We start from the raw sequence: 25541 nt of genomic DNA, 5'->3' as shown, positions 1-25541 counted from the left end.
CTCTCGTCGGTCTAGCGCTGCACGAAGACCGCCACGCTGCGGCCCGGCACGGTGAACGTGCCGCTCGACGAGTCGAACGCCGCGGTACGCAGCACCGGGTCGGCCGAGGAGCGCAGCACCGGGTGCAGTGCCACGTCCGTCCCGCGCAGCCCGGCGACCCGCTGCGTCGCGGTCTGCGGGGTGCCGTTGAAGACCACCGTGACCGACTTCCACGCCCCGCCGAGCCCTCGGGCGTCGAGGGTCATGGTGAGCACGCCCGGCGTCTCGGCCGGGCCGGAGAGCGGGAAGGCCACCCGCCGCTGCACCTCACGCGCGGTGGGCAGGCCGAACACCGGCGTGGTGGCGCGGATCCGCAGCAGTTCGGCGTACCGGGCGTCGGTCAGCTCGATCGCCGCGCAGTCCGGCACCAGCTTCGGGTCGGCCAACAGCGGCTTCGCGTACGGCCACTTGTCCCGGTTGTCCTCGGCCGGCGGCAGGCCGATGCCGAACCCGTTGCCCTGAGCGCAGTCCCAGCGGATCTGGTTGAACCAGTCCCCCGAGTTGTACGAGTTTCGATCCAGCGACTTCGACCGCAGCCGCTCGGTGCCGGTGGTGACGAAGCCGGCGCCCTGCCCCAGCACCACCGTGCTCAGCGCCAGCACCTGCATCCGGGCCCGGTCCGTGGCCGAGGTGCCCTGCGGCAGCTTGTACGCAAGCGCGTCGTAGAGGATCTCGTTGTCGTGCGCGTCGACGTAGGTGATCGCCTCCCCCGGCGCGTCTGTGTAACCGGCGGGCGAACCGTTGTAGTCGACCTGGTCGCCGGTGACCGTCCGGCCCGCCGAGTCGGTGAACCGGTAGCCGCGCAGGTTGCCGGCCAACCCGACCTTGATCAGGTCGTGCTGGTGCAGCAGCCGGGCCCGCTGCTCGGCGGCCGAACCGTTGACCGGGTCGCCGTTCGGGTCGCTGAACAGCCCGGAGGCGAAGCCCTGTTGACGCGGGTTCTCGTCGAACGGGCCGCCGCCGCGTACCGCGTCCCGCAGCCGGTCGTTGAAGGTGCCGATCCCGGTGCCGGCCATGTTGGCCTGGGTGGCCTGCACGAACCGGGCGTCGTCGGCGACCTCACCGAAGTTCCAGCCCTCGCCGTAGAGCAGGATCTTCCTGCCGTCCACGCCGTCGCGGGCCACGGTCAACTTGTCCAGCGCCTTGCGGACGGCCAGGATGTTCGCCTTCGGGTGGTGGCCCATCAGGTCGAACCGGAACCCGTCCACCTTGTACGCCCTGGCCCAGGTGACCATCGAGTCGACCACCAGCTTGCCCATCATGGCGTGTTCCGGCGCGGTGTTGGCGCAGCAGGTGGAGGTGGCCACCGCCCCGTCGTCGAGCAGCCGGTGGTAGTAGCCGGGAACGATCTGGTCGAGCACCGACTTCGGGTCGGTGCCGGCCGCCGAGGTGTGGTTGTAGACCACGTCCAGCACAACCCGTAGGCCCGCACCGTTGACCCCGGCCACCAGCTGCCGGAACTCGGTGGTACGCCGGGCGCCCTCCGGATCGACCGCGTACCCGCCCTCCGGGACGGTGTAGTGCAGCGGGTCGTACCCCCAGTTGTAGCCGTCGGTCTCCCGCACCGCCGCGATGCATTCCTGCTGCCGCTGCGAGTCCGGCGGCAGCGCGGCCAGGTCGCACTCCGGCTGCCGCTGGTCGGCCCGGCGCTCGGGGATGGTGGCGAAGTCGAAGGTGGGCAGCAGGTGCAGGTGGGTCACCCCGGCGTCGCTTATCGCCTTGAGGTGTCTCATGCCGGCCGTGCTCGGATCGGTGAAGGCGAGGTAGGTGCCCCGCCGCTGCGCCGGCACCGTGCCGTCGGCGATGGAGAAGTCGCGTACCGACAGCTCGGAGATCTGCACCCGGGCGTCCGGCACGGCGGCCGGCTTGCGCAGCGTCGCCCAGCCCGCCGGGGCCAGTTTCGGGTCGGTGAGGTCGACGATCTGGCTGTGCGTGGAGTCCGCCGCCAGCGCCACCGAGTACGGGTCGGTAACCGAGGCGGTCACCAGCTGCTGCGCCGCCGGTTGCCACGCCTGCACCCGGTAGCGGTAGTACTTGCCGGTCCAGTCGCGGGTGCCGCGTACCGACCAGACACCGGTGCGGTCGTCGCGGCGCATCGGCACCGTCCGGGGCGTGGCGGTCGGCGAGTCGAACAGCTCCAGTGCCACGGTACGGGCGGTCGGCGCCCAGACCGCAAGGGTCGGTACGCCACCGCTGAAGGTCGCGCCGAGCTGGGCGGTGGTGGCCGGGGCGTACACGTCGTCGAGCACGCCCGGCAGCTGCACGCCGGTGGCACCGAGCAGGGTGCCGTCGGCGGCCCGCTCGGTCACCAGGACCTGTCCGCGCAGTGCGGCCGGCACCTTGGCCAGGTCCCGCCGGTCCAGGGTGAAGGCGCGGTGGTCCCAGAGGTGCGGGAAGGCCGCGCGCTGGGCCTCGGTGAGCCCGTTGCGCTGCGCGGTCAACGGCAGCGAGGCGTACGTGCCGACCAGCTCGCCGTCGACCACCCGCACCCCGCCGGCCGCCGCGGTCACCAGCGCGTACGCCTTGCCGTCGGTGGGGCCGGTGCGCCAGGCGACGGTGGACCTGTCGATCCAGTGCGCCCGCTGCCTGCCGATCTCGGTGTCCGGGCCGGTGCCGCTGGCCGTAGGCGGCAGCAGCCGGCCCGGCGTCGCGGCGAGCAGCCAGACCTCGCGGCCGGCGTCGGCGAAGTCGAGCCGCTGGTCCTGCGGCAGGTCCTTCTCGTCGCCGGAGTGGATGATGTAGCTGAGCCCGGTCGCGCCCTCGGCCAGCGGTACCCGGAACTCGGCGCCGAACGAGTCGATCCGGGTCGGCGGCAGCGGCCGCGACCAGTCGGTGGGGTTGGCGGCGCCGTCCCACAGGTGCAGGCCCCAGCCGTCGTAGTCGCCGTCCGGCCGGTGGTAGTGGAGCACCGCCACGCCCTCCTCGACCGGCGGGGCCGGCTCACCGGCGGCCTCCTCCCGGCTCTGGTAGGTGGCCGGGTCGCCCTGCTTGACCCAGACCTCGCCGGTCTGCGTCACGTCCACCGTCCGGTCGTTCTCGACGTCCTTGTTGCCGTCGGCGTCGACCACCAGGAAACCGACGGACTTGGCACCTGGCTTCAGTTTGACCCAGGCGAAGCGTCCGTAGGTGTCGGTACCGGCGAACGGCTGCCCCTTCGGCCACTCGGTGGCGTACGCCGGGTCGATGTCGCCCCAGGCATACAGGCCCCAGTCTTCGTAGTCGCCGTCGGGTCGCTGGTGGTGCACCACCAGCCAGTCCCGGGACGAGCCGGCCTGCTCGGGCGTGCCGACGGTGGTGGCGGACCGGGCGGTCGCGGTGCGGCCCCGGCCGTCGCGGACCGCCGCCAGGTACTCGACCTTCGTGCCGGCGGCCAGGCCGGTCAGGTCGTGGTGCACGGTGTACGGCGCGCGGTGCGCGGTGCCGAGCAGGGTCCACTTTCCACCCGCGACCCGGGCCGCCATCGTGACGGTGGCCAGCGGATCCCCGGTGACGTCGGCGGTCACCTCGGCCCGGGTGGCCGGCGGCGCGTCCGGGGCGGTGATGGTGACACCCGGCCTGGCGCCGGGCAGGACCACCGGCTTGCCGGCCCGGTGCACCACCGCCGAAAGCGGCGGCACGGTAAGGGTCAGCTTCCCGTCGCCTGCGGCCACCGGCCGGCCGGTGGTGCCGTGGATGCCGGTGAAGGTGGCGCCGGGCGACCAGGTGTCCACGGTGACGGTCTGCGCGGTCACGGCGTTGTTGACCGCCGCCAGGTACTCGGTGCGATCGTTCGGATCGAACCGGGAGAAGGCGAAGACGCCCGGGCCGTCGGCCGCGTACCGGGTGACCTGCACGCCGTCACGCAGCGCCGGGTGCGCCTGGCGCAGCCGGCCCAGCTCGGCGATGGACCGGTAGATCGGGTGGGTGCGGTCGAACTGGTCCTGCGCGTGGGTGCGGTCGGTGCCGAGCAGGTCGTCGTCGAGGTAGTCCGCGGTCCGCGAGGCGAACATCGGCTGTCGGGCGTCCTTGTCCCCACCGGCGCCGGTGAAGCCCTGCTCGTCGCCGGAGTAGATCACCGGCTGGCCACGGGTGAGGAACATCAGCTCGTGGGCGAGTTGGTCGCGGCGCAGGTGGGTGGCCGGATCGGTGGGGCCGCTCGCGATGAACGAGCCGATCCGGCCCATGTCGTGGTTGCCGAGGAAGGTGGTCAGCCGGCCGGCGTGGGTGTCCCGGGCGGCATACAGGTCGTCGCGGGCGTACAGGTCGGCCAGCGCCTTGGCGGGGCCGTTGTTGGCGGTGTAGCCGCGCGCCGCCTCCTGGAAGCCGAAGTCGAGGGTGGCGTCCAGGCCACCCTGCCGTACGTAGTCGGAGCTGATCTCCGGGTCCGCACTGTAGACCTCGCCGAACATGAAGAAGTCCTTCTTGCCGGCGCGTGCCGCAGCCTGGTTGATCCCCTGGCTGAACTGCGGCCAGAAGTCCATGTTCACGTGTTTGACGGTGTCCAGCCGGAAGCCGTCCACGCCGGTGTCGCGCACCCAGTCGGCGTAGATCTTCGTCATCCCCCGGACCACCTCGGGACGCTCGGTCCAGAGGTCGTCCAGGCCGAAGAAGTCGCCGTACTCGCTGTTCTCGCCGACAAAGGTGGAGTCACCCCGGTTGTGGTACATGGTCGGGTCGTTGAGCCAGCCCGGCACCTTGACCTTCGCGTCGGCCGGGGTGGCGAACGTCGGGGTGTACGGGAAAGAGTCCCGGTTCACCTGCGGAAACTTCCGGCTGCCGTCGGCGTGGTTGCGGTCCTCGAAGGGCCGGCCCGAGGCGTCGCGGTACGGCGCGGTCGCCTTGTCGACGTAGCCGTACCGGTCCTCTGCGTAGGTGATCACGTCGGCGGTGTGGTTGACGATGACGTCGAGGTAGACCTTGATCCCGCGCCGGTGCGCGAGCTGGACCAGCTTCTTCAGGTCGGCGGCGCTGCCGAAGTGGGGGTCGACCTGGGTGAAGTCGGTGATCCAGTAGCCGTGGTAGCCGGCCGAGACGTCGTCGCCCTTGCCCTGGACGGGTCGGTTCTTGAACACCGGGGCGAGCCAGATGGCGGTGGTGCCGAGCCCCTCGATGTAGTCCAGTCGGTCGATCAGCCCTTTGAGGTCACCGCCCTGGTAGAAGCCCTTGTCCGTGGGGTCGTAGCCGGTGCGCAGCCGGTCGCCGGTCAGGCCGCCCCGATCGTTGCGCGGGTCGCCGTTGGCGAAGCGGTCCGGCAGGACGAAGTAGAACTGCTCGGACCGGGCCCGGTCCGCACCGGCCGCCAGCAGCGCGGCGGCGGAGGGCTGGCTGGACCAGGTGACGGCTCCGGTGGCACTGAGCGTGGTCGACGCGGCCCGGGCGGGACCGGCCGGATGCACCGCGACCGGCGTACCGACCAGGGTGAGGGTGAGCAGGAAGACGAGGGCGAGTACGGCCTTGCGGGATATCGGCGGGGGTTTCATCGACGGCCTTCCTCTGGTCGCTGACTGGCCCGCACGCTAGCCCTTGCCGAAACATTCTGCAATACCTTGCAAACACAGCCGCAACAACGCAGGTTCCTTGCGCAAGAGGGGTCGGCCGCCCGATCCTCGCGAAGTGGACTCCGGTCAGCGTCCGGCGCAGCTGTGCCCGGAGACCGAGCAGCTCGCCGGGCGCTGACCGGCGGATTCGATGTGGAAACGCAGCAGCACCGAGGAGCCGGCGGCCAGGTCCGGACCGCTGCGGTAGGTGAGGGTGCCGCGTCGGTCGTCGAACGTCCCCTGTGGAACGCCTTCCAACCACGCCGTGACCACCCGGCCACCCGGGTACTCCACCCGCGCCACCCAGCCCAGGTCACCACGGGAGACGTTACGGATCGACAGCTCCCCGATGAAGCCGCCCGGGAACGTCTGGATCACCTGGTACCGCGCCTCAAGCGGCGGTGGGGCCGCCGGCGGGGCGGCCGGTGGGGCGGCCGGCGGGGCGGCCGGCGGGGCGGCCGGCGGGGCGGTGGTACCCGCCGGGGGTTGCGGCGGCGGCGCGACGGCATCCGGCGGCTCGGGCACGACCGACGGCTCGGGCAGTGCCGACAGGGTGGCCGACGGGGTCGGCAGATCGGTCCGGCGCGGCGACAGCCCGGGTACGGCCGGCGCCTCCGCTTCCGCCTGCTCCTGCCCTGCGGAGGAGGCCCGCTCCGCCGGCAGTGGCGGGGCCACCAGCGGCGGCCCCGGCGGCACCGGTTCGAACTCCGTACCGGGGGCCCGGTACGCGCTGGCGGCGATGACGAGCAGCACCATCATCACCACGACTCCGAGCGACACCAGGATCCAGGGCGAGGAGGCGACGGCCGAGCCGTGCGGAAAATCTCGCGGAACGCGGCGCATACCGGACATGTCTCTCCTAAGCAGGCGGCCCGGCCAGCGTAACGATCAAGAGCGACACTCGGAAGTACCGGACGAAAACCCAGGATTCCTAACAGTACGCTCAACCCGCCCCGCAGGCAGCCCCGTTGACCGTGCACTGTGTCGGGTACTCTCCGCCCCCGGTGCGGCTGACCCGCAGCTGGACGGTCTGCTGTGTTCCGGCGGCGAGCGACCTGCTGCCGCTGAGCAGGTATCTTCCGCCACCCTTGATGCTCACCGACACGCCCGGCCCGCTGGAGGCGCGCAGGCCGGTGACCTCGGCGGTGAAGGCCAGCTCGACCCACCAGATGATCGCCTGGCCGGTGCCGTTGCGTACCACAAGCTCGGCCTGGAAGGAGTCCCCGTCGGCACTCTGTAGCCGATAGCTGGCGGTCAGGATGCCCGAGCCGGTGGCCGACGGGGCCGGTGCGGGAGTAGTGGCGGCCGGGGGGCGACCGGCGTCCGGCGTGGGTGACCCGGCACCGGCGGACGTCCGGGCCGACGGCGACGCCGGCACCGAGCTGGTCGACGCGGTCGGTACGGCCGAAGGACTGCCCGTCACCCCGGCGGTACCCGTCGGCACTGCCGCCGCCGACGGATCGACGGAGCCGGTGGCCTCCGGCGGAGCCGGGAGAACCATCGGCGGACCGGGCGCCCACGCCGCCGGCCGCTCCGGCCCACGGAACGACAGCGTCGCAACCACAAGCAGCACCGCCAACACCGCAACGCCCACCAGGAGCACCACCCAGGGTGCCGAGGCGATCATCCTGGGCAACGCCCAGCGGTGGGTCTTGCCGTCGGTCACTTCACCGGTCTGGTCGTCGGCCGGCCGCTCGGACATAGGTCCCCCTGTCGTCACCGACGCGCAGCCTAGTGGACGGTCGGATCTCCGGGACAACTCGCGACCACGGCCGGAGAGACAGGGTGGGTGGCTCAGCCCGTCCGGAGCACGGTGCAGATGAGCGGTCCGTCGTCGGTGCTGCGCAGCAGGTAGCGGTACCGCTCGCCGGGCACCGACCGGCCCTGGCTGTCCAGGAACTCCCAACGGACGGCGACCATGGTGAGCAGGGCGGAAACCTGGTCCACCCGCTCGATGTCGGCATGCGCGGCGACCAGCTCCCGCTCGGCGTACTCCGGCGCGGCACCCACGAAGGAGAGCGCCACCGCCGCAGGTGAGGTGAACGAGAAGCTGTAGGTGTCGGCGACCACCAGCCCCGGCAGGGCGTAACAGCCGGCGATCGCGGGGAGGTCACCGGCGGTCAGAGCCACGCCGTACCGGTCGAAGAAGTCGGTCAACGTGTCGAGGTCGGTGGAGGCAGTCACGCCGCAAGCAATTGCCACCCGCCCCGACGGCCAAACCTCAGCGGGGCGGAATCCGCACCTCGATCTCGCTGCCCAGCCGGGCCGCGCCGGCCAGGCCGAGGTCGTCACCGCTCCAGAAGCGCCCCGGGTCGTACCAGTTCGGTCGCCGGCCGGCGGGCAGCAGCCCCATCGCCTCATAGGTGACCGCCACGACCTCGGCGCAGTACGCGGTCTCCAGGGCCCGGTCGGCCACCGCCTCGGCAGGCGGCCGGGCACCGACGCCGGCCCGGTTCTTCTGCCGCAGCGGCAACCGTGGGCTCGGCACCCGCCCGCGCAGCCACCGCCAGGCCAGCTGGGCGGTGGACGGGAACGGAGTGCCGTCCAGCCGGGCGATGGTCTGCAACACCGCGCGTTCCATCTCCGGGTCCGCCGGCGGGTCGAGCTGACGCAACCAGGCCCGCTGGCCGTACCGGTTGGCCCAGACGCAGACCGCGTCCCGCAGGTCGTGCAGCTGCACACCGCGCTGGTGGGTGCCGGTCCACAGATCCGGCAGCGACCTGCCCAGCTCGGCGTGCCACATCAGCGGCGGCATGTCGTCCAGCACCACGGCCATGCCCACGTGGTTGACCGGGCTGTTTGTGGTCCACTGGATTGCCCGATCGGGCACGCTGCGACCCCGGAAGACCCACACGTCGCCGGTACGGGTCAGCTCCACCGCCTCGTCCAGGCTGATGCTCATGAGGGACTACCCTATGCGCATGCGGCAACGGGTGCGGTGGTGGAAGGTTCTCGGGCTGGCCGGACTGGCCGGTGTCGCGGCGTCCGGCGTGGTGATCGCGCGGGCCGAGCGGCGGCGGCGCGCGTACACCCCGGAGGAGATCCGGGCCCGGCTGCGCGACCGGCACGCGGAGTCGACCTCGACCACCCCGGCCGAGGGTGGTTCTTCTTAGTCCACTTCGGTGTGGTTGCGGTGCCAACGGCCGCCCTCCGGCCGGCGGTCCAGCCGCAGCGCGCCCTCGGCGTTGCCGGCGAGGTCGTTCTCCTCCACCCGGCAGGAGACGCAGCTGCCCCGCTCGGTGACCCAGATGCCGTAGCTCTGGGTCGGTTCCGGACGGTTGTCCCAGATCCGGTTGCCGCGGATCGTCGCCGACTCCAGGTGCGCGTTGACGGCGATGCCGGCCCGGATCGGTGCCGCGGCGGGTAGCTCGTATTTCGCACCGGGCGGCGGGACGTCCTCGTTCCACGCGATGTTCGCGTCCGGCCGCAGGTCGGCCAGGGCCAGGTCGGTGTCGGTGTTACCGACCACCACCGCGACCCGGGAGCCCACCCGCAGCGTCTTTCCCCGGTGCCCGTCGGTCCGCCACGAGGCGGTCCGGTCCGACATGGAGCGCCGGGCGTACCAGACCGAGTCGCCGGACCCGGTGGCCGCCGGATCGCACTGCCGGCCGTTGTTGCGGATCCGGTTGTCGACCACGATCGCGTCGATCATCGGCCGGTCGATCCGGATCGCGTCCAGGCCGTTGTCCCAGAAGTCGTTGGCGTCGATGACGATCTCCGACGCCGGGGCCTGGTAGCCGTCGCCCAGGTTGTGCTGGTGGTAGCCGTGCCCGCCGTTGCCGCTGATCCGGTTGCCCCGGATGGTGTACGAGCCGGGCGTGTTGCCCACGCTGATCCCGTCCCGGACGTTGCGGTCGATCACGCAGTCGGTGAGGATGCCGCCCCGGCCGGCCACGCCCGCGGTGCCGTTGCCGGAGATGTCGAAGCCGGCCTCCAGGTTGCCGGTGAGCGTGCAGGCGGAGACGACCAGGCCGTCGGCGCCCCAGTCGGAGATGCCGAACCGGTTGGCCTGGCTGTGGCAACCGATGATGCGGTAGCCCCGGGGCGACTCCCAGTACGACTTCTGCAACTCCAGGAAGATCCCGTTGGTGCCGTTGCCGAGCGTGGTGCAGTTGGTGATGGTGCAGCGTTCCACCGCTCCCCAACCACCGATGCCGATGCCGATGCCCGCGCCACCCATCTGCTCGCCGTTGTCCAGCCGGCCACAGCCGACCACGACCACCCCGTCGATCAGGCAGTCCTGGAGGAAGTCACAGCCCAGGCCGGTGGCACCGGTGTGGTGGATGTAGAGATTGCGGAATACTCCGCGGACCACGTACTGGAGGCCCAGCCCCTTGGCGAGGTAGTTGTACTCCGCCATGGCCACGCCCGAGCCGTCGATCTCGAAGTCGGCGAAGGTGCAGTCGGCGATGTGCCGGTCGCGGTCGGCGCCGTGCTGCAACGTGGTCCAGAAGGCCAGCGGCGTGGGGTCGGCCCGATTGCCCTCGTTGCTCAACAGGAACCGGGTCGCGCCCGATCCCGCGCCGAGCAGGGAGACCCCGCTGCGCCAGACGGTGCCCGCGTCCCGGATCGAGTAGATCCCCGGCGGGCAGTAGATGACCCGGGCCCGCCCGTCGGCGGCGTACCCCTCGCCAAGTTGGTTCACCAGCGCCGACAAGGCGGGCTGGTCGTTGGCCACCCCGTCACCCCGCAGGCCGTAATCCCGCGCGTTGCACCAGAGCGGCGCACCCGCGACCGGGGACGGGCGCTCACGGCTGGCGGCGAGCCTGGCGTGCTGCCACATCCGACGTCCTCCCCCGAGTCAGTTGCTCCGACCTCGCCCGCCTTCCCCCTTCCTGCGCCCGGAAACAGCCCCCATAGCCAGCATTGCGGCACGAAACGCCCAATGACGCGCTTACGCGCCAGGACCTACCCGACCTCGCCGCCTGGCCGCGGCCGGGAGGTCGGATGTCGGCTATCAGGCGATTTGCCGGGTGGGCCGGGTCACCCCGGCGGCGGAATCATGCCCGGGCCCGGGGCGTTGTACATGGCTGACCGCAGGCGCTCCCCCGCGCCGCACAGCACCTCCCGGGATCGCGAGCCCGCTGGAATGTGGCGCCGACCCGGATCGTTACATCCCCCCGGACGCCCGAGCAGCACCCCCGCCGGGCGTTCCTCTTTCCCCCGCAGCACGGCGAGCCCCGAACAACCGGGTTGATTCCTGCTGCGCACCCCCGAACGGAAGGTGAGACCACCATGCGTACCACCATCCTGCGCAAGACCGCCCTGACCATCGCCGCTGCCGCCGCCACCGCCGGAGGCATCGCCGCACCCGCCATCGCCGCCCAGGCCACCCCCGGCGTGACCGCCGCGTCGGTGCAGGCCGACCGCAAGCCCGGCGGCGAACGCCAGCTCGACGTGCGCTACGAGGCCCAGGACACCTTCTACTACTGCGGCCCCGCCGCCGCCCGTAACGCCCTGAGCGTGCAGGGCAAGAACATCGACCAGCACGACATGGCCAAGCGCATGGGCACCACCGAAGCCGGCACCAACTCCATCAACGACATCACGCCCATCCTGAACAAGGAGACCGGTAAGGACGTCTACAAGTCGGTCGAGATCCCCGGCACCAAGGCCGACCGCAAGCAGACCGACAAGCTGCGCGAGGACATCGTCCGCACCGTCGACGACGGCCGCGCCGTGGTCGCCAACATCGCCGGCAGCGCCACCGACACCGACGGGCGCACCCACTCCTTCGAGGGCGGGCACTACATCAGCGTCGTCGGCTACCGCGACGGAGGCGACACCGTCACCATCGCCGACTCCGCCGACCCCAACACCGCCAGCTACCAGATCAGCATCGACAACCTCGCCAACTGGATCGCCACCCGCGGCTACAGCGCCACCAGCTGACCCCGCCAGATATGAAAGGGCCGACCCCACCCGGGGTCGGCCCTTCGTCGTCCCGAGACATCCCCGGAGCCGCGCGGGCAGGCGAGCTGGACGTGATGGATCATGGCTGCACCTCCCGTCCACACGATGGCATCGGGTTGACCTAATAGCAAGACGGACGTACGGTTTTGTTGACAGCGAGAATCGGCGGTAAGTGTTGCCTAAGCTCGGCGGCGCTCCGGCCGGTGCGACAGACTGCTCAGGACTACTCACGGTCGCTGGTGTGAAGGAGTACGACGTGGCGAGCCTCGACACCTTCGGTGCGAAGACCCAGCTGCGCGTCGGAGACGCGAGCTACGAGATTTTCAAGATCAGCAAGGTGGAGGGCCACGAACGGCTCCCCTACAGCCTGAAGATTCTGCTGGAAAACCTGCTGCGGACCGAGGACGGCGCGAACATCACCGCCGAGCACATCCGCCAGCTCGGCGCCTGGGACCCGACCGCGGACCCCAACGTCGAGATCCAGTTCACCCCGGCCCGGGTGCTGATGCAGGACTTCACCGGCGTACCGTGCGTGGTCGACCTGGCCACCATGCGGGAGGCCGTCCGGGACCTCGGCGGCGACCCGACCAAGGTGAACCCGCTCGCCCCCGCCGAGCTGGTAATCGACCACTCCGTGATCGCCGACCTGTTCGGCCGGGAGGACGCCTTCGAGCGCAACGTCGAGCTGGAGTACGCGCGCAACAAGGAGCGCTACCAGTTCCTGCGCTGGGGCCAGAGCGCCTTCAACGAGTTCAAGGTCGTCCCGCCCGGCACCGGCATCGTGCACCAGGTCAACATCGAGTACCTGGCCCGTACGATCATGGAGCGCGGCGGCCAGGCGTACCCGGACACCGTCGTCGGCACCGACTCGCACACCACGATGGTCAACGGCCTGGGCGTGCTGGGCTGGGGCGTCGGTGGCATCGAGGCCGAGGCGGCCATGCTGGGCCAGCCGGTAAGCATGCTGATCCCGCGGGTGGTGGGCTTCAAGCTCGCCGGTGAGATGCCGGCCGGCACCACCGCCACCGACCTGGTGCTCACCATCACCGAGATGCTGCGCAAGCACGGTGTGGTCGGCAAGTTCGTGGAGTTCTACGGCCCCGGCGTGAGCGCGGTCCCGCTGGCCAACCGGGCCACCATCGGCAACATGTCCCCGGAGTACGGCTCCACGGTGGCGATCTTCCCGATCGACGCCGAGACCGTCCGCTACCTGGAGCTGACCGGCCGCGACCCACAGCAGGTCGCGCTGGTCGAGGCGTACGCCAAGGAGCAGGGGCTCTGGCACGACCCGGCTGCCGAGCCGGAGTACTCGGAGCACCTGGAGCTCGACCTGAGCACCATCGAGCCCTCCCTCGCCGGGCCGAAGCGCCCGCAGGACCGGGTGCCGCTGGGCAACGCCAAGACCCTGTTCCGGGCCGCGCTCACCGACTACGTGGCCGCCGACGAGACCGGTGGCGACCCGGGGCGCAAGCCCGGCGTACCGCAGCAGGAGAAGCCGTTCGGCACCGTCGGCCCGGCCGACGAGGCCAGCGCCGAGTCGTTCCCGGCAAGCGACCCGCCGGCCAACGACGTGAGCGACCCGGCCGACGCCCCGCGTGACCTGGTGACCGCGGCGGTCGGTGCCGGCGGGCGGGCCAGCAACCCGATCCGGGTCACCGGCGAAGACGGCAACGAGTACGAGCTGGACCACGGCGCGGTGGTGATCGCCGCCATCACCTCCTGCACCAACACCTCGAACCCGCAGGTGATGATCGGTGCGGCGCTGCTCGCCCGCAACGCGGTGGACAAGGGCCTGAACCGCAAGCCGTGGGTGAAGACCACCCTCGCGCCGGGTTCGAAGGTCGTCATGGACTACTACGAGCGGGCCGGCCTGACGCCCTACCTGGAGAAGCTCGGCTTCCACCTGGTCGGCTACGGCTGCACCACCTGCATCGGCAACTCCGGCCCGCTGCCCGAGGAGATCTCGGCCGCGGTGAACGAGGCCGACCTCGCCGTCGTGTCGGTGCTCTCCGGCAACCGCAACTTCGAGGGCCGGATCAACCCGGACGTGAAGATGAACTACCTGGCGTCGCCGCCGCTTGTGGTCGCGTACGCCCTCGCCGGCACGATGGACATCGACCTGGCCAACGAGCCGATCGGCGAGGACAGCGCGGGTCAGCCCGTCTTCCTGCGGGACATCTGGCCGAGCACCGCCGAGATCCAGGACGTCATCGCCTCGGCGATCGGCGCCACCGGCTTCAGCGCCGCGTACTCGGACGTCTTCGCCGGAGACGAGCGCTGGCAGTCGCTGCCGACGCCGACCGGCGACACCTTTGCCTGGGACGGCGAGTCCACCTACGTCCGCAAGCCCCCGTACTTCGAGGGCATGGCGCAGCAGCCGGCGCCGGTGGCCGACATCGCCGGTGCCCGGGTGCTCGCCAAGCTGGGCGACTCGGTGACCACCGACCACATCTCCCCGGCCGGCTCCATCAAGGCCGACTCCCCGGCCGGTGAGTACCTCGCCGGGCACGGCGTGCCGCGACACGAGTTCAACTCGTACGGCTCGCGCCGGGGCAACCACGAGGTCATGATCCGCGGTACGTTCGCCAACATCCGGCTGCGCAATCAACTGGTCCCAGGCGTGGAGGGCGGCTTCACCGTCAACCACCTCACCGGCGAGCAGACCTCGATCTACGACGCCGCGATGGCCTACCAGGAGGCCGACATCCCGCTGGTCATCCTGGCCGGCAAGGAGTACGGCTCCGGTTCGTCGCGGGACTGGGCGGCCAAGGGCACCATGCTGCTGGGGGTCAAGGCGGTCATCGCCGAGTCGTACGAGCGGATCCACCGCTCCAACCTGATCGGCATGGGCGTGCTGCCGTTGCAGTTCCCGGCCGGCGAGACCGCCGATTCGCTGGGGCTGACCGGCACCGAGACGTTCACCGTCACCGGGGTCACCGAGCTCAACGACGGCTCGACTCCGCGTACGGTGAAGGTCACCACCGACGGTGGGGTGGAGTTCGACGCGGTGGTCCGCATCGACACCCCCGGTGAGGCGGACTACTACCGGCACGGCGGCATCCTGCAGTACGTGCTGCGACGCATGATCGCCAGCTGACGTACCCGAGCCGAAGGGGCTCCTTCCCGCGCCGGTGCGGGAAGGAGCCCCTCGTCGTCGCGGGCCCGTACGGCCGGCGTGGCCGGCGGGTCGTCGCCGAGCGAGCGAACCGGCGGGCGCACTCGGTCCGACGGGCGGACCGGCGGGCCTCAGTCGGCCCGGCGGCGGGCGTCCCGGATCTTCATGGCGTGCTCGACCAGGGTGATGAGCACCTCCTTGGCCGACTCCCGGTTCCGGGCGTCGCAGAGCAGCACCGGCACCTCGGGGTCGAGATTCAGCGCGGCCTGCACCTCGTCGAGCCGGTACTTGCGGGCACCCTCGAAGCAGTTCACCGCGACCAGGAACGGAGTGCCCCGTCCCTCGAAATAGTCGATGGAGGGAAAACAGTCGGCCAGCCGACGGGTGTCCGCCAGGACCACGGCACCGATCGCGCCGAGCGCCAGCTCGTCCCAGACGAACCAGAACCGGTCCTGCCCGGGGGTCCCGAACAGGTACAGCACCAGATCGTCGCTGATGGTGATCCGGCCGAAGTCCATCGCCACGGTTGTGGTCTGCTTCGCCTCGACGCCGGAGAGGTCGTCGATGCCGACGCCCGACTCGGTGAGCACCTCCTCGGTGCGCAACGGACGCGTCTCGCTTACCGCACCGACCATTGTGGTCTTACCCACCCCGAAGCCGCCCGCGACCAGAATCTTGATCGCCGTGGGCAGTGCGACCGCGCCCGCCGGCCGCTCAGAGTGCCCGTAGTCCATTGATAACCGCCTCGAAGATGCTGTGGTCGGGAACGCCCAGGGTGCTCTGCGGCTCCCGGATCCGTACCAGGTTGCGCGCCACCAGGTCACCGAGCAGGACCCGCACGGTGCCCACCGGCAGGTCCAGGTGTGCCGCGATCTCGGCGACGGACTGCATCCGCTGGCACAGTCCGACGATCGCCAGATGCTCCGGGCCGAGACCGATCTCCGGAGAAACGTCCTTACGGGTCGCCATCACCAGGGAGATCAGGTCGAACGTGCCGGTGACCGGACGGGCCCGGCCGCCGGTCACCGCGTACGGACGGACCACCGGCCCAGCATGGTCGTCAACCCACTGATGTTCGGCAGATTCTCCCTGCACCGTCATACGTGCTACTTCTCCCCGTTTGTCTGCTCGGCTGATCGGGACGGCGACGCGACGTACTTGCCGACCCGGGTCACCAGCATGGCCATCTCGTACGCGATCAACCCCACGTCGGCGTCCTCGGTCGCCAGCACCGCGAGGCAGGCGTTGCGACCGGCGGCTGTGACGAACAGGAAGGACGACTGCATCTCGATGATTGTCTGCTGCACCTGCCCGCCGCCGAACCGCTTGCCCGCGCCCCGGGCCAGGCTCTGGATGCCGGCCGCCATCGCCGCCAGGTGCTCGCCGTCGTCGCGGCTGAGCCCCTGCGAGGAGGCCATCAGCAGGCCATCGGCGGACAGCGCGACCGCGTGCTCGGCCTGCTTGACCCGGCCGACCAGATCGTCCAGCAACCACGTCAGGTCGGCACTCGAAGCCGTCTTCTGCGCCACTTCGTCGTCCTCTTCTCCCCCGGCTCATCGCCGTGCTCATCTGGGCCTGACCAGCGGTCGTGCGGATCGCCGCAGCTGACCGGTCAGGTCGCCTGTTGGCCGGCGCCGTCGGACTCGTCCTCGTCAGCCGACCTACCGCCACCGCCGAGCAACCGGGCGGCGTCGGAGCGTCCGCGCCGGGTGCCCGTCTGGTACGAACTCATCATGCGCCGCACCTGCTCGGGTTCGCGGATCACGTCCTCGCTCTCCTCCGGGGCGTCCGGCTCGGCGCGCAGCGCCGGTGCCAGGCTGGCCTGGCGGATCCGGACCGGCAGACCCGACTCGGTGCGGTCCGGCTCCGCCGACATCCCCGCGGCACCGCCCGGCTCGGTCGCTGCCGCCTCGGCACCCGACGGCGGAGCACCGGTCGCCGCGCTGTTCGACGGCGGAGCACCGGTCGTGGCCGCCCCGAGGCTCGACGGCGGGGCATCGGTCGTGGGCGCCGCGCCGGCCGGACCGCCGATCTCACCAAGTCGGTGCGGCGGGCGCGGCGCGCTCTCGACACTCGGCGTCGAGGTGACCGGCAGCCCGATCGGGATGGTCGGTCCGTCCAGCGCGGAGTGACCCGGTCGGCGCCGGGACCGGGTCGGTAGCCCGGAGCCGTCGACGCCGTCGGCGAGGTGGATCTCGACCGGCATCTCCCTGCCACGCTCGGCCGCGTCCTGCGACCCGGCGTCGGCCTCGGCCGGGCGGGGTGCGGGCGGACCCGCCGGTGCGGCGAGAGCCACCGGCGCACCGGATCGTTCGACCCGACCGGCCGGGGCCGGGCCGGCGGCCGCCGTCTCGGTCCGCGCACCCGCCGGAGCATCCGACTCGGTGCCCTCCGTGATGATCAGATCGCCGGGGATCAACACCACGGCGGTGGTGCCGCCGTACGCGGACTCCTTGAGCCGTACCCGCACCCCGTGCCGGTCGGTCAGCCGGCTCACCACGTACAGGCCCAGCCGGGAGGCGTCGGCGAGGTTCAGCTCGCTGCGGTCCACGATGCGGTGGTTGGCCGCGGCGAGGTCCTCATCGGTCATGCCCAGGCCGCGGTCCTCGATCTCGATGGCGAAACCGTTGGCGACCAGTTGCCCGCGCACCTCCACGGTGGTGTGCGGCGGAGAGAAGGAGAGCCCGTTCTCGATCAGCTCGGCGAGCAGGTGGATGACGTCACCGACCGCCCGCCCGGCCAGTGACACGCCGCTGATCGGAAGCACCTGGACGCGGGTGTAGTCCTCGACCTCGCCGACCGCGCCACGGATCACGTCCACCATCGGCACGCTGCGCCGCCAGGCCCGGCCCGGGGTCGAGCCGGAGAGCACGATCAGGTTCTCGGCGTTGCGCCGCATCCGGGTGGCCAGGTGGTCGACGCGGAACAGGTCCTCCAGTTCCTCCGCGTCGTGTTCCCGCCGCTCCATCGCGTCCAGCAGGGTGAGCTGGCGGTGCACCAGGGCCTGGGTACGCCGGGCCAGGCTGAGGAACACGTCGCGGACGGCCCGACGCAGCTCGGCCTGCTCCACCGCGGTCCGTACGGCGGTCTCCTGCACGACGTTGAAGGCCTTACCCACCTGGCCGATCTCGTCGTCACCGAACTGGAGCGGCGGCGCCTCCTTGGCGACGTCCACCTGTTCGCCGCGACCGAGCCGATCCACCACGTCCGGCAGTCGCTCGTTGGCGAGTTGGAAGGCGGCGTCGCGCAGCCGCTGCAACTGCTGGACCAGGGCCCGCGCGGTGGTGATCGAGACGACCACCGAGGCGATGACCGCGAGCAGGCCGAGACCGGCGGCGAGCACCAGCCGGACGATGACCCCGATCGCGACCGGCGTGGCGCTCTTCACGACCTCGTCGCCACCGGCCAGCACCACGTCGCCGATCTCGATCAGCGCCGGACCCGTGGCCTCGGCCCAGTCCTGGCCGTTGAAGGGCGGCCGGGAGGAGTCCGACTCCGCCATGATCTGGTTCTCCAGCGCGGCCAGGCGCTGGAAGTTCGGACCCGCGATCATCTGCGCGTAGCGCTGCTGGTCGGCGTCGGGCAGCCGGACGGCCGCCTGTTCGGCGACGAACTGACGAGCGCCCACCACCCGGGTGAACTCCGCCCGCTCGGTAGCGGTGATCCGGCCGGCGGCCAGCACACCGGCGAGCATGGCGTCCCCCTGGGACAGCAGCTCCCGGGCCCGGTTGAGCCGGATCAGCTGGGCGGTGTTCTCGGCGACCTCGTCGTCGTCGAGGTTGCCGAGCTCGTCGTAGACCTGGTAGATCGACTCGATCAGCTCAGTGAACGCCGTACCGGCCTCGCTGCGGCCGATGTTGCGCTCGTCGACGGCGGTCCGGGTGTCCTTCAGCGCGTCCAGGCCGCGCTGAAGCAGCGCGATCTGTTCATGCAGGTCGCTGCTGCCGAGCAGGCTCACCTGCCAGTTGTCGACCGACTCGGAGAACTCCGCGGCCAACTGGTCGGTACGCTGCCGCAGCTGCGCCAGCTCGCCACGCACGGCCTCGTTCGGTCGGCCAAGGTAGACCAGCGAGCTACGCCGTTCCAGCTGGAGCTGGAGCAGCAGCGGCTCGGTGGGGTCGAACACCCGCACGTCGAGCGCCTGCACGCCGATCAGGTTGACTCCCTCTCGGACGGTGACCCAGGCGGTGAAGCTCCAGAGCGCCACCAGCGATGCCAGCAGAGCCACGACCTTGGTACGCAGATTCGAACTGCGGGAACCCATTACACCGTCCCTGGCCCTGAACGAGTTGATCTGTCAGTCAGCGGTGCGTCACGCGCACCGGCCCCGGCGCACGCTAACAGCGTCTCCGCAGCAACTCAAGCGGTCGTGATCATGCCCTGGTCGGCCCCCTGTTGGCGTGGGATCGCTCCACCATCGCGGGTCGAATCGGTCATCGCGCACACCAGATGCCGTGCCGCGAGCACCGCCGCCCGGACGATCAGTAACGGTGCGTAGAGATCCTTGTCGTGCCACAGTGGTGGGTGTTCGGCCGGTTCGGCGTGCAACGGTTCCAGCGCCCGACCGACCGCCACCCGCATCTGCGGCCGGAGCGGCCGGCCCGTGCCGAGCAACACGTGCACGGCGTACGCCGTCTCCTCCACTGTGGTCGACCAGCGCCCCCAGCCGCCGTCGTCGCGCTGCGTGGCCAACACCCAGTCCGCCGCCCGGTCGACGGGCACGGCGGCCACCTCGGCCGGGGCATGATCCGCCAGCGCCAGCGCCGCGCAACAGGTGGCGTAGTAGGGCGAGGCGTGCCACCTGTCGGTCCACCGTCCGTCCGGCTGCTGGCTGTCGCGCAGCCAACCGGCGAGCCTCGACACCCGGGCACCGTAGCGTTCAGCCCCGTCCCGGGTGTGCCGGGCGTGCCAGCCGAGCGCCTCCAGCACGTGTGCGTTGGTCGTGACCGACTGCCCGTCCTCCCCCTGCCAGGTGCAGAAGTGGCTGCCCAGGTCGTAGCGGAGCAGGCTCACCGGATCCACCGGATGCCCCAGCCGGGCGAGGGCGTAAAGGGTGGCCGAGGTGGTGTCGGCGTCGGTCGGCAGCCCGGGCCCGGTCGCCGCGCCGTTCGGCCCCAGTGCCGCGGCCAACTCCACCACCAGACCCGGCGGCGGGGTGACCGGCAGACCAGCTCGGACGAGCGTGGCCAGGGCCCAGGACCGCTCGAAGGTGGTGATCGGGGTGCAGCACGGCACCGGACCGCCGTGCCGGGCCACCACGGCGTCGAGGTACGCCCGCGCCGCGCGGTCCGGGGTCCGCCGGTGGCCGAGCCAGGCCGCGGTGGCGGCCGGTGAGGCACCCACCGCACCGTCGATCAGGGCGACATCGGCGCGGCGGGCAGCCGCGGACCCGAGCACCTCGTAGGCGTGCCAGAGCTTGCTGGGCACCGGGCGGTCCGTGGCGAGCAGGGCGTTTACCGCGTCGACCCGACGCCGGTCCACAGTGGGCAGCACCGGGCCGAATCCGCCGTCGAGCCGCTCCAGATGCGCGCCGATCCGGTCGGTCAACGCCGGCACGATCAGGTCGACGGCCGGAGTGTCCGGCATGGCGGTGCCGTCGGCGAGCCGCCGGGCCAGCGCGGCCAGGCCACCAACGGCGGCGGCCTTGAGGTCGGGGCGACCCGTCGCCGCCGGACCGACCCGGACCAACTCGGCGAGCAGGGCCTCCACCGCGCTCGCCGTCGGCACCAACGCGTACCCGCCGGGCGGCCCCCAACTGCCGTCGGCGCCCTGCCGCGCGAGCAGGTACGCCAGCCGCTGCGCGTGCCCGCCGAGCCACGGGGCATCGGCGACGAGCCGCCCGGTCTCGTAGACCGAGTTGCTCACCTGCCCGGCCGGTTCCCGCGCCAGGACCGCGAGCAGTTCACCGGTGCCGCCCGGTGCCGAACCCTCCCCCGTCTGCGTGGTGACCGCCGCCGCAGTCACGACACGCCCCAGAAATCGGTGGAGCGGTAGAAGCCGCTGCTGAAACCGATCTGCCGGGCCAGGTAGTCCGCCTGCACCGGACAGCTGTCCCGCAGTGGCGCCAGCATCGTACGGGCCTCGGCCACCAGCTCGGCGATCCGCTGCTCGACGTCGGCCCGGGGCACCAGCAACAGGGCGTTCAGGTCGCCCCAGCGCAGATCGCGCTCGTACGTGCCGAGGTCGTTGACGAGCCGGAGGATCCGTTGCACCTGATCACTCGCGGCCAGCAGGGCATCCAGCTGCGCCAGCGTCGCGGGATCGTCGGTGTGGATCCAGTGCACCACGTTGACCACGGTGCAGGCCAGGTTGGCGGCGTTCTCCAGGTACTGCGGGAAGTCGGGCAACTTGTCGCTGTGCTGCTTCCAGTCCCACTCCCGGGCCATCGCGGCGAGCACCTTGCGAATCTCTTCCCGCCAGCGGTCCCGGTGTACGGCGAAGGCCGGCACGGCGGCGAGTTCGTCGCGCAACTCGGCGAGGAACTCGCCGAGGGCGTCGTCGCTCTCCGGCGGCGCACCGTCGGCCACGGCGAGGCAGCGAGCGGTCAGGCGGTCGATCTCGGCACGCGATCGCGCCTCGTGGTCGACCAGCCAGTCGACGGCGAACCCCCAGAGCACCGCGCGGTTGGTGATCCGCAGCTGAGCCGGATCGCACCAGGGGGCACCGAACGCGATGGCCATCGCCACGTTGCCGAAGAGCGCCGCGTCGAACGGCTTGGCAGGGAACAGGTCCGGGTGGGACGCGGCGACCTTTGCCAGGTCACGCTGCCCCTGGGCGGCTAGGGCGCAGATGCGCCCCTGCTCGGCGGCCACCAGCATCTGATCGACGCCGGCGTCCGGCGTCTCGGTCCGGGCGGTCACGCGGCGGCACCCGGCGCCCGGTGCAGGGTCGCCTCGACCCGTTCGAGTGGGCGCAACGCAGCCGCCACCTTGATGCCCGGAACGCTCGGTCGACGTAGCCGGAACCGGAACCGGCTCAGCAGGGTGGCCACGATCAGCGTCGCCTCCAGGTAGAACAGGTGCATCCCGAGGCACTGGTGCGGGCCACCACCGAACGGGAAGTGCGCGTACCGGGGGCGGGTGCGGACCAGCTCCGGGCTGAACCGGTCGGGGTCGAAGACCTCGGGCCGGTCCCAGAACATCGACATCCGCTGGGTGATCAGCGGGCTGACCACCAGGGTGGCGCCCGCCGGGATGCGAACCCCGCCGATGACGTCCTCTTCGACCGCCATCCGGGGAAAGAGCCAGCCGATCGGGTAGAGCCGCAGCAGTTCGTCGAGCACCTGCCGGGTGTAGCGCAGCTCGCGCAGGTGCTGGTGGCGTACCGGCTGGTCGCCGACCACGCGGTCGAGTTCCTCGTACAACCGGGCGGCGATCGCCGGATCCCGGTCGAGGTGCGGCCAGAGCCAGGTGAGCACGCTGATCGTGGTTTCGGTGGTGGTGGCGACCATCGCCACCGTGTCGTTGCGGACCTGGCGCTCGTCCAGCCGGCCGCCGTCCTCGGTGCGCCCGCGCCACAGCGTGGAGATGATGTCGTCGGCGCCGTCGTGGGCGGTGTCGCGCGCCGCCCGGATCGTCGGCAACAGCAGGTCGTCGATGAGCTGTACGGCGCGCCGGAACGCCCGGTCGCCGGGCATCGGTGCGGCGGTCGGCGCCCACGGCACGATGATCCGGGGCATCACCGACCAGGCGATGGCGTCCTGCGCCTCCATGATCCGCATCGCGTCCGGCACAGTGATCTTGTTGGCGAAGAAGACCCGCATGATCGCGGAGCAGACGATCTGGGCCTGCACGTTGCCCATGTCCACCGGCTGGCCGGTCCGCGCCGGCTCCTCCAACTCGTCGATGGCCTCCTCGATCGCCACGGCGAGGCGGTCGACCAGCCCGTCGATGCGTCGGGCCGTGAACAGCGGCTGGAGGATGTGCCGGCTGTTCGTCCAGTGCTCGCCGTCGCTGAGGATGCCGTCGCCGAACAACCGCTTCAGCGGGCGCCACTGTAGACCGTCGCCGGCCCGGACGTAGTTGTTCGACTTCTCGCGGAGCACGCGCTGGAGATGCTCGGGGTGGGTGATGAGGTAGGGGCGGAACGAGCCGAGGTTCAGCCGGACAACGTCGCCGCCGCTTCGCTCACCGAACCCGACCAGGGCCCGCGCCGGCTCGCGCAGCAGACTCGGCACCACATGTCGCAGAGGTATCGATCCCACTCGTCTGGTTTGGACGGACATGTCGTGGCCGACTCCCACCTACCGGGGTCCCAGGGGTAGGGGACCTCACTCTTTGAATTGCTATGGTCGCAATGAGCATGACATTGCGATGGCAGTCCAAACTAGTCGCGTGGCGAGAAATCTTCATGGTCGACATTCCCACTGTCGACAACGGAGCTGACCTACTCAGTTAACCCATCCGCACCACACCAGGCCCGCCACAGCCGGCCGGAATCACCGGCCAATGCCGTGTTTCTCCTGGTCAAGCGCCGAGTGCCGGAGGCCGGCCGGTGGGCGGTGAGCCGGCCCACCGGGTACCGCCCCGCAGCCGGCACGACAGGCTGTACGGCGTTGGTGATCTTCGCCATTCGCCGGTGGCGAGACCGGTCGGCGAAGCGCCCGGGCGGCCCCACCAGGCAGCGCCCAGGCAGCCCGGACAGGTTCGCCGCGAGGATTCCGGGCGCGCCCTGCCTCGCTGTGCCAGGCTCAGAGGCATGGACGACAAGACCATCCTGAGCCGGATCTCTGATCTGGTCGACGAGGAACACCAGCTGCGTGCGACGGCCCAGGCCAACGAGTCCGGCACCGACGACGAGGCCCGTACCCGGTTGCGCGAGCTGGAGGAATCCCTGGATCAGTGCTGGGACCTGCTGCGTCGCCGCCGCGCCGCCCGCCAGGCCCACGGCGATCCCGACGCGCAGGGCGCTCGACCGGTGCCGGAGGTCGAGCGCTACCTCCAGTGAGTACGCCCGAGCGGGCTCCGGGCCGGGTTCACCCCCGCCCGGAGCCCGCCATCAGCGCAGGCCCGCCTCCCGAGAGAGCAGCTCGGTCAGCGCGGTCGGGTCCGCGAGGCTCGGCGGCAGGCCGCGAGCTGTGAACCAGTTGGCCACGATCCGGACGTCCCGGGCCAGGAAGTCGCGCCCCTGCGGGTTCGCCACCACGTCGACCACCTGCGGCAGGTCGATCAGCACCAGTCGTCCGGCGGGCACCAGCAGGTTGTACGGCGACAGGTCACCGTGCGCGTAGCCCGCCCGGGCCAGCACCACCAGGGCGTCGACCAGCTGCCCCCAGAGCCCGCGTAGCTCGTCCGGATCCGGCCGCAGTTCGGCCAGTCGGGGCGCGGCGTGTCCCTCGTCGGGATCGCCGAGGAACTCCAGCATCAGCTCGGTGCCCCGCAACTGCACCGGATACGGGACGCTGATCGTGCCGTACCGCTCGCCGATCTCCCAGAGCCGGGCCAACGCACCGAACTCCGCCGCCGCCCACTGGCCGGCGATCATCTGCCGGCCGAACGCGGTCCGGCCGGTCATCGCCCGCATCTCCCGGGACCGGCGGACCCGCCGCCCCTCCAGGTAGCCGGCATCACGATGGAAGAGCCGGTGCCGGGGATCGCGGTAGCGCTTCGCCGCAAGCAGGCAGGACCGGTCCGTATCGGGGACGGCCCGGCGGACCAGGTGCACGTCCGCTTCCTTGCCGGTCTTGAGCACCCCGAGTTCGGTGTCCCGCGCGGCCAGCTCGGTGACCAGCCAGTCCGGATGCGGCTGCGGGCCGTGCACGGCGTCGTCCCAGGAGGACCAGGCCGGGCCCGGATCAGGGTCGGGTTCGTCGTCGGGGTGCGCCGCAGCGGCGTCGGCCGGCCGCCCCCGCTTCAGGAAGTGTGGTTCGTCGTCGTCGAAGCGGCGTCGGCCGCGGCCCCGGCGTTCCCACGCCGGAGAATCTTGATCGCGCATCGCGCTGGTCGTCCCTTGGTCGAGAAGGTGGTTGAAGGCAGGAGTTGACCTGCGAAGACGGCCATGACCGACCCCCTCTCCCCGACCGGGCGCACGCCCGGAACGCACGGTGCGTGCGGACCATGCTCGTCGTGCTCGGGAACCCGGGTCAACCGGTTTTGCGGCACCCCGACCTGCGCCGACGCTTCCCCGCCGCCGGCCCCGCTCCGGTTGTGGTGCGGCGCGGTCGCCCGGTCAGGCGCCCATGATCGTGGCGATAGCGGCGATCACCGTGTCCACCGTCGCGGTGGGTGCGAACCGGGCGTCGGTCCACGGCCGACCCCGGTGCAGCCAGATGCTTGGCAGGCCGACCGCGGTCGCGCCGCCGATGTCGGCCTCCGGCCCGTCGCCGATCACCCAGGCGCCGCGCAGCGGCATCCGGGCCCGCTGGGCCGCCAGGGCGAAGATTCGGGGATTTGGCTTACTGACCCCGGCCTCCTCGGAGATCACCCAGTCGGCGACGTACCGGTCCAACCCGGTGCGACGGATCTTGGTGTCCTGCTGGCGCACCGCGCCGTTGGTCACCACCACCGGCATCCAACCGGCGTCGTCGGCGATCCGCAACGCGCAGGCGACCAGCGGGTCCAGCCGGGTGAACTCGGCCACCCCGTCGTGCAGCTCCTCGACCAGGTCGATGGAGGGGATCCGGAGCCGGTACCGGTCCCGGATGGCGTCCGCGACGTCCCAGCGGTCGGTCAGCCCGTCGGCGTCGATCGAGAGCAACCAGTCGATGTCGTCCGGCGGTGCGCCGATGCTGTCGAGGAAGCGCACTGCCCAGGTACGGAACGGCCCGGCCCGGTCGAGCAGGGTGTTGTCCAGATCCAGCAGGAGCAGCGGCACTCGGGCACCTTACGGGAATCGGGTACCCGCCCGACAGGTCCGGGTGTTACGCGTTCGGTTCGATCCGTCACCGGGCGGCCGAGGAGTCCCGACCCGCCCACATTTCCAAGCCGTACGTACGGTTTGCGTCACCCCGGGTGAGCTGA

General features: G+C 71.3%; 19 protein-coding genes. 4 read left to right on the top strand and 15 right to left on the bottom strand.

Annotated elements, in window-relative coordinates:
- Positions 1–11: 11 nt before the first annotated feature.
- From pulA to AC507J_RS18715, 5 genes are all read right to left on the bottom strand, one after another.
- Positions 12–5498, bottom strand: coding sequence for a pullulanase-type alpha-1,6-glucosidase (gene pulA, locus AC507J_RS18735; RefSeq protein ID WP_496290454.1), 5487 nt, complete (start codon positions 5496–5498; stop codon positions 12–14).
- Positions 5499–5642: 144 nt separating this feature from the next.
- Positions 5643–6407, bottom strand: coding sequence for a cellulose binding domain-containing protein (locus AC507J_RS18730; protein ID WP_496290453.1), 765 nt, complete (start codon positions 6405–6407; stop codon positions 5643–5645).
- Positions 6408–6498: 91 nt separating this feature from the next.
- Positions 6499–7257, bottom strand: a complete 759-nt coding sequence (locus AC507J_RS18725) for a hypothetical protein (protein WP_496290452.1) — start codon at positions 7255–7257, stop codon at positions 6499–6501.
- A 92-nt stretch (positions 7258–7349) separates the two neighbouring features.
- The gene (locus AC507J_RS18720; RefSeq protein ID WP_496290451.1) at positions 7350–7739 is read right to left on the bottom strand and encodes a DUF6841 family protein; all 390 of its coding nucleotides are present in this window, start codon (positions 7737–7739) and stop codon (positions 7350–7352) included.
- A 37-nt stretch (positions 7740–7776) separates the two neighbouring features.
- Positions 7777–8457, bottom strand: coding sequence for a hypothetical protein (locus AC507J_RS18715; RefSeq protein WP_496290450.1), 681 nt, complete (start codon positions 8455–8457; stop codon positions 7777–7779).
- Positions 8458–8476: 19 nt separating this feature from the next.
- Between AC507J_RS18715 and AC507J_RS18710 the strand changes: the two genes are divergently transcribed.
- A complete protein-coding gene (locus tag AC507J_RS18710; RefSeq protein WP_496290449.1) occupies positions 8477–8668 on the top strand; it encodes a hypothetical protein in 192 nt (63 codons plus the stop codon).
- On the opposite strand, the gene AC507J_RS18705 is transcribed toward AC507J_RS18710, so the two are convergent.
- On the bottom strand, positions 8665–10338 hold the full coding sequence (locus tag AC507J_RS18705) for a right-handed parallel beta-helix repeat-containing protein (RefSeq protein ID WP_496290448.1): 1674 nt from the start codon (positions 10336–10338) through the stop codon (positions 8665–8667). The genes AC507J_RS18710 and AC507J_RS18705 overlap by 4 nt on opposite strands.
- A gap of 452 nt (positions 10339–10790) precedes the next feature.
- Here AC507J_RS18705 and AC507J_RS18700 point away from each other — a divergent pair, with 452 nt between their 5' ends.
- Entirely contained in the window at positions 10791–11447 is a 657-nt protein-coding gene (locus tag AC507J_RS18700; protein ID WP_496290447.1) for a C39 family peptidase, read from the top strand.
- A gap of 262 nt (positions 11448–11709) precedes the next feature.
- Complete coding sequence (locus AC507J_RS18695) at positions 11710–14565, top strand: aconitate hydratase (protein WP_496290446.1); 2856 nt, start codon at positions 11710–11712, stop codon at positions 14563–14565.
- Between the two features lie 149 nt (positions 14566–14714).
- Here AC507J_RS18695 and AC507J_RS18690 read toward each other — a convergent pair whose 3' ends face one another.
- The 7 genes from AC507J_RS18690 to AC507J_RS18660 form a co-directional block, all read right to left on the bottom strand.
- The gene (locus AC507J_RS18690; protein WP_496290445.1) at positions 14715–15317 is read right to left on the bottom strand and encodes a GTP-binding protein; all 603 of its coding nucleotides are present in this window, start codon (positions 15315–15317) and stop codon (positions 14715–14717) included.
- Positions 15298–15684 (bottom strand): DUF742 domain-containing protein, encoded by a 387-nt coding sequence (locus tag AC507J_RS18685; RefSeq protein WP_496290444.1) that lies wholly within the window; start codon positions 15682–15684, stop codon positions 15298–15300. The genes AC507J_RS18690 and AC507J_RS18685 overlap by 20 nt, the downstream gene beginning before the upstream one ends.
- A 5-nt stretch (positions 15685–15689) precedes the next feature.
- A complete protein-coding gene (locus AC507J_RS18680; RefSeq protein ID WP_496290443.1) occupies positions 15690–16112 on the bottom strand; it encodes a roadblock/LC7 domain-containing protein in 423 nt (140 codons plus the stop codon).
- Between the two features lie 83 nt (positions 16113–16195).
- A complete protein-coding gene (locus tag AC507J_RS18675) occupies positions 16196–18847 on the bottom strand; it encodes a nitrate- and nitrite sensing domain-containing protein (RefSeq protein WP_496290442.1) in 2652 nt (883 codons plus the stop codon).
- Between the two features lie 95 nt (positions 18848–18942).
- Positions 18943–20547 (bottom strand): prenyltransferase/squalene oxidase repeat-containing protein, encoded by a 1605-nt coding sequence (locus tag AC507J_RS18670; RefSeq protein WP_496290441.1) that lies wholly within the window; start codon positions 20545–20547, stop codon positions 18943–18945.
- Positions 20544–21401, bottom strand: coding sequence for a terpene synthase family protein (locus AC507J_RS18665; protein ID WP_496290470.1), 858 nt, complete (start codon positions 21399–21401; stop codon positions 20544–20546). The genes AC507J_RS18670 and AC507J_RS18665 overlap by 4 nt, the downstream gene beginning before the upstream one ends.
- 38 nt (positions 21402–21439) lie before the next feature.
- Entirely contained in the window at positions 21440–22777 is a 1338-nt protein-coding gene (locus AC507J_RS18660; RefSeq protein WP_496290469.1) for a cytochrome P450, read from the bottom strand.
- 503 nt (positions 22778–23280) lie between these two features.
- Between AC507J_RS18660 and AC507J_RS18655 the strand changes: the two genes are divergently transcribed.
- Positions 23281–23529 carry a DUF2630 family protein gene (locus AC507J_RS18655; protein WP_496290440.1) on the top strand — a complete coding sequence of 83 codons (249 nt, stop codon included), beginning with the start codon at positions 23281–23283 and terminating at the stop codon, positions 23527–23529.
- A gap of 51 nt (positions 23530–23580) precedes the next feature.
- On the opposite strand, the gene AC507J_RS18650 is transcribed toward AC507J_RS18655, so the two are convergent.
- Complete coding sequence (locus tag AC507J_RS18650) at positions 23581–24516, bottom strand: serine protein kinase RIO (protein WP_496290439.1); 936 nt, start codon at positions 24514–24516, stop codon at positions 23581–23583.
- A gap of 234 nt (positions 24517–24750) precedes the next feature.
- Positions 24751–25395 carry an HAD family hydrolase gene (locus tag AC507J_RS18645; protein WP_496290438.1) on the bottom strand — a complete coding sequence of 215 codons (645 nt, stop codon included), beginning with the start codon at positions 25393–25395 and terminating at the stop codon, positions 24751–24753.
- Positions 25396–25541 lie beyond the last annotated feature (146 nt).

The sequence above is a fragment of the Micromonospora sp. PRAS1 genome (assembly GCF_059553435.1).
Note: the sequence above shows the minus strand (reverse complement) of the source record. Positions and strands in the feature narration are given on the sequence as shown.

What these genes read in the sequence shown, in the direction of transcription:
- pulA (WP_496290454.1), bottom strand. Translation starts at nt 5,498, where the DNA reads ATGAAACCCCCGCCGATATCCCGCAAGGCCGTACTCGCCCTCGTCTTC.
- AC507J_RS18730 (WP_496290453.1), bottom strand. Translation starts at nt 6,407, where the DNA reads ATGTCCGGTATGCGCCGCGTTCCGCGAGATTTTCCGCACGGCTCGGCC.
- AC507J_RS18725 (WP_496290452.1), bottom strand. Translation starts at nt 7,257, where the DNA reads ATGTCCGAGCGGCCGGCCGACGACCAGACCGGTGAAGTGACCGACGGC.
- AC507J_RS18715 (WP_496290450.1), bottom strand. Translation starts at nt 8,457, where the DNA reads ATGAGCATCAGCCTGGACGAGGCGGTGGAGCTGACCCGTACCGGCGAC.
- AC507J_RS18710 (WP_496290449.1), top strand. Translation starts at nt 8,477, where the DNA reads ATGCGGCAACGGGTGCGGTGGTGGAAGGTTCTCGGGCTGGCCGGACTG.
- AC507J_RS18705 (WP_496290448.1), bottom strand. Translation starts at nt 10,338, where the DNA reads ATGTGGCAGCACGCCAGGCTCGCCGCCAGCCGTGAGCGCCCGTCCCCG.
- AC507J_RS18700 (WP_496290447.1), top strand. Translation starts at nt 10,791, where the DNA reads ATGCGTACCACCATCCTGCGCAAGACCGCCCTGACCATCGCCGCTGCC.
- AC507J_RS18690 (WP_496290445.1), bottom strand. Translation starts at nt 15,317, where the DNA reads ATGGACTACGGGCACTCTGAGCGGCCGGCGGGCGCGGTCGCACTGCCC.
- AC507J_RS18685 (WP_496290444.1), bottom strand. Translation starts at nt 15,684, where the DNA reads ATGACGGTGCAGGGAGAATCTGCCGAACATCAGTGGGTTGACGACCAT.
- AC507J_RS18675 (WP_496290442.1), bottom strand. Translation starts at nt 18,847, where the DNA reads ATGGGTTCCCGCAGTTCGAATCTGCGTACCAAGGTCGTGGCTCTGCTG.
- AC507J_RS18665 (WP_496290470.1), bottom strand. Translation starts at nt 21,401, where the DNA reads ATGCTGGTGGCCGCCGAGCAGGGGCGCATCTGCGCCCTAGCCGCCCAG.
- AC507J_RS18655 (WP_496290440.1), top strand. Translation starts at nt 23,281, where the DNA reads ATGGACGACAAGACCATCCTGAGCCGGATCTCTGATCTGGTCGACGAG.
- AC507J_RS18650 (WP_496290439.1), bottom strand. Translation starts at nt 24,516, where the DNA reads ATGCGCGATCAAGATTCTCCGGCGTGGGAACGCCGGGGCCGCGGCCGA.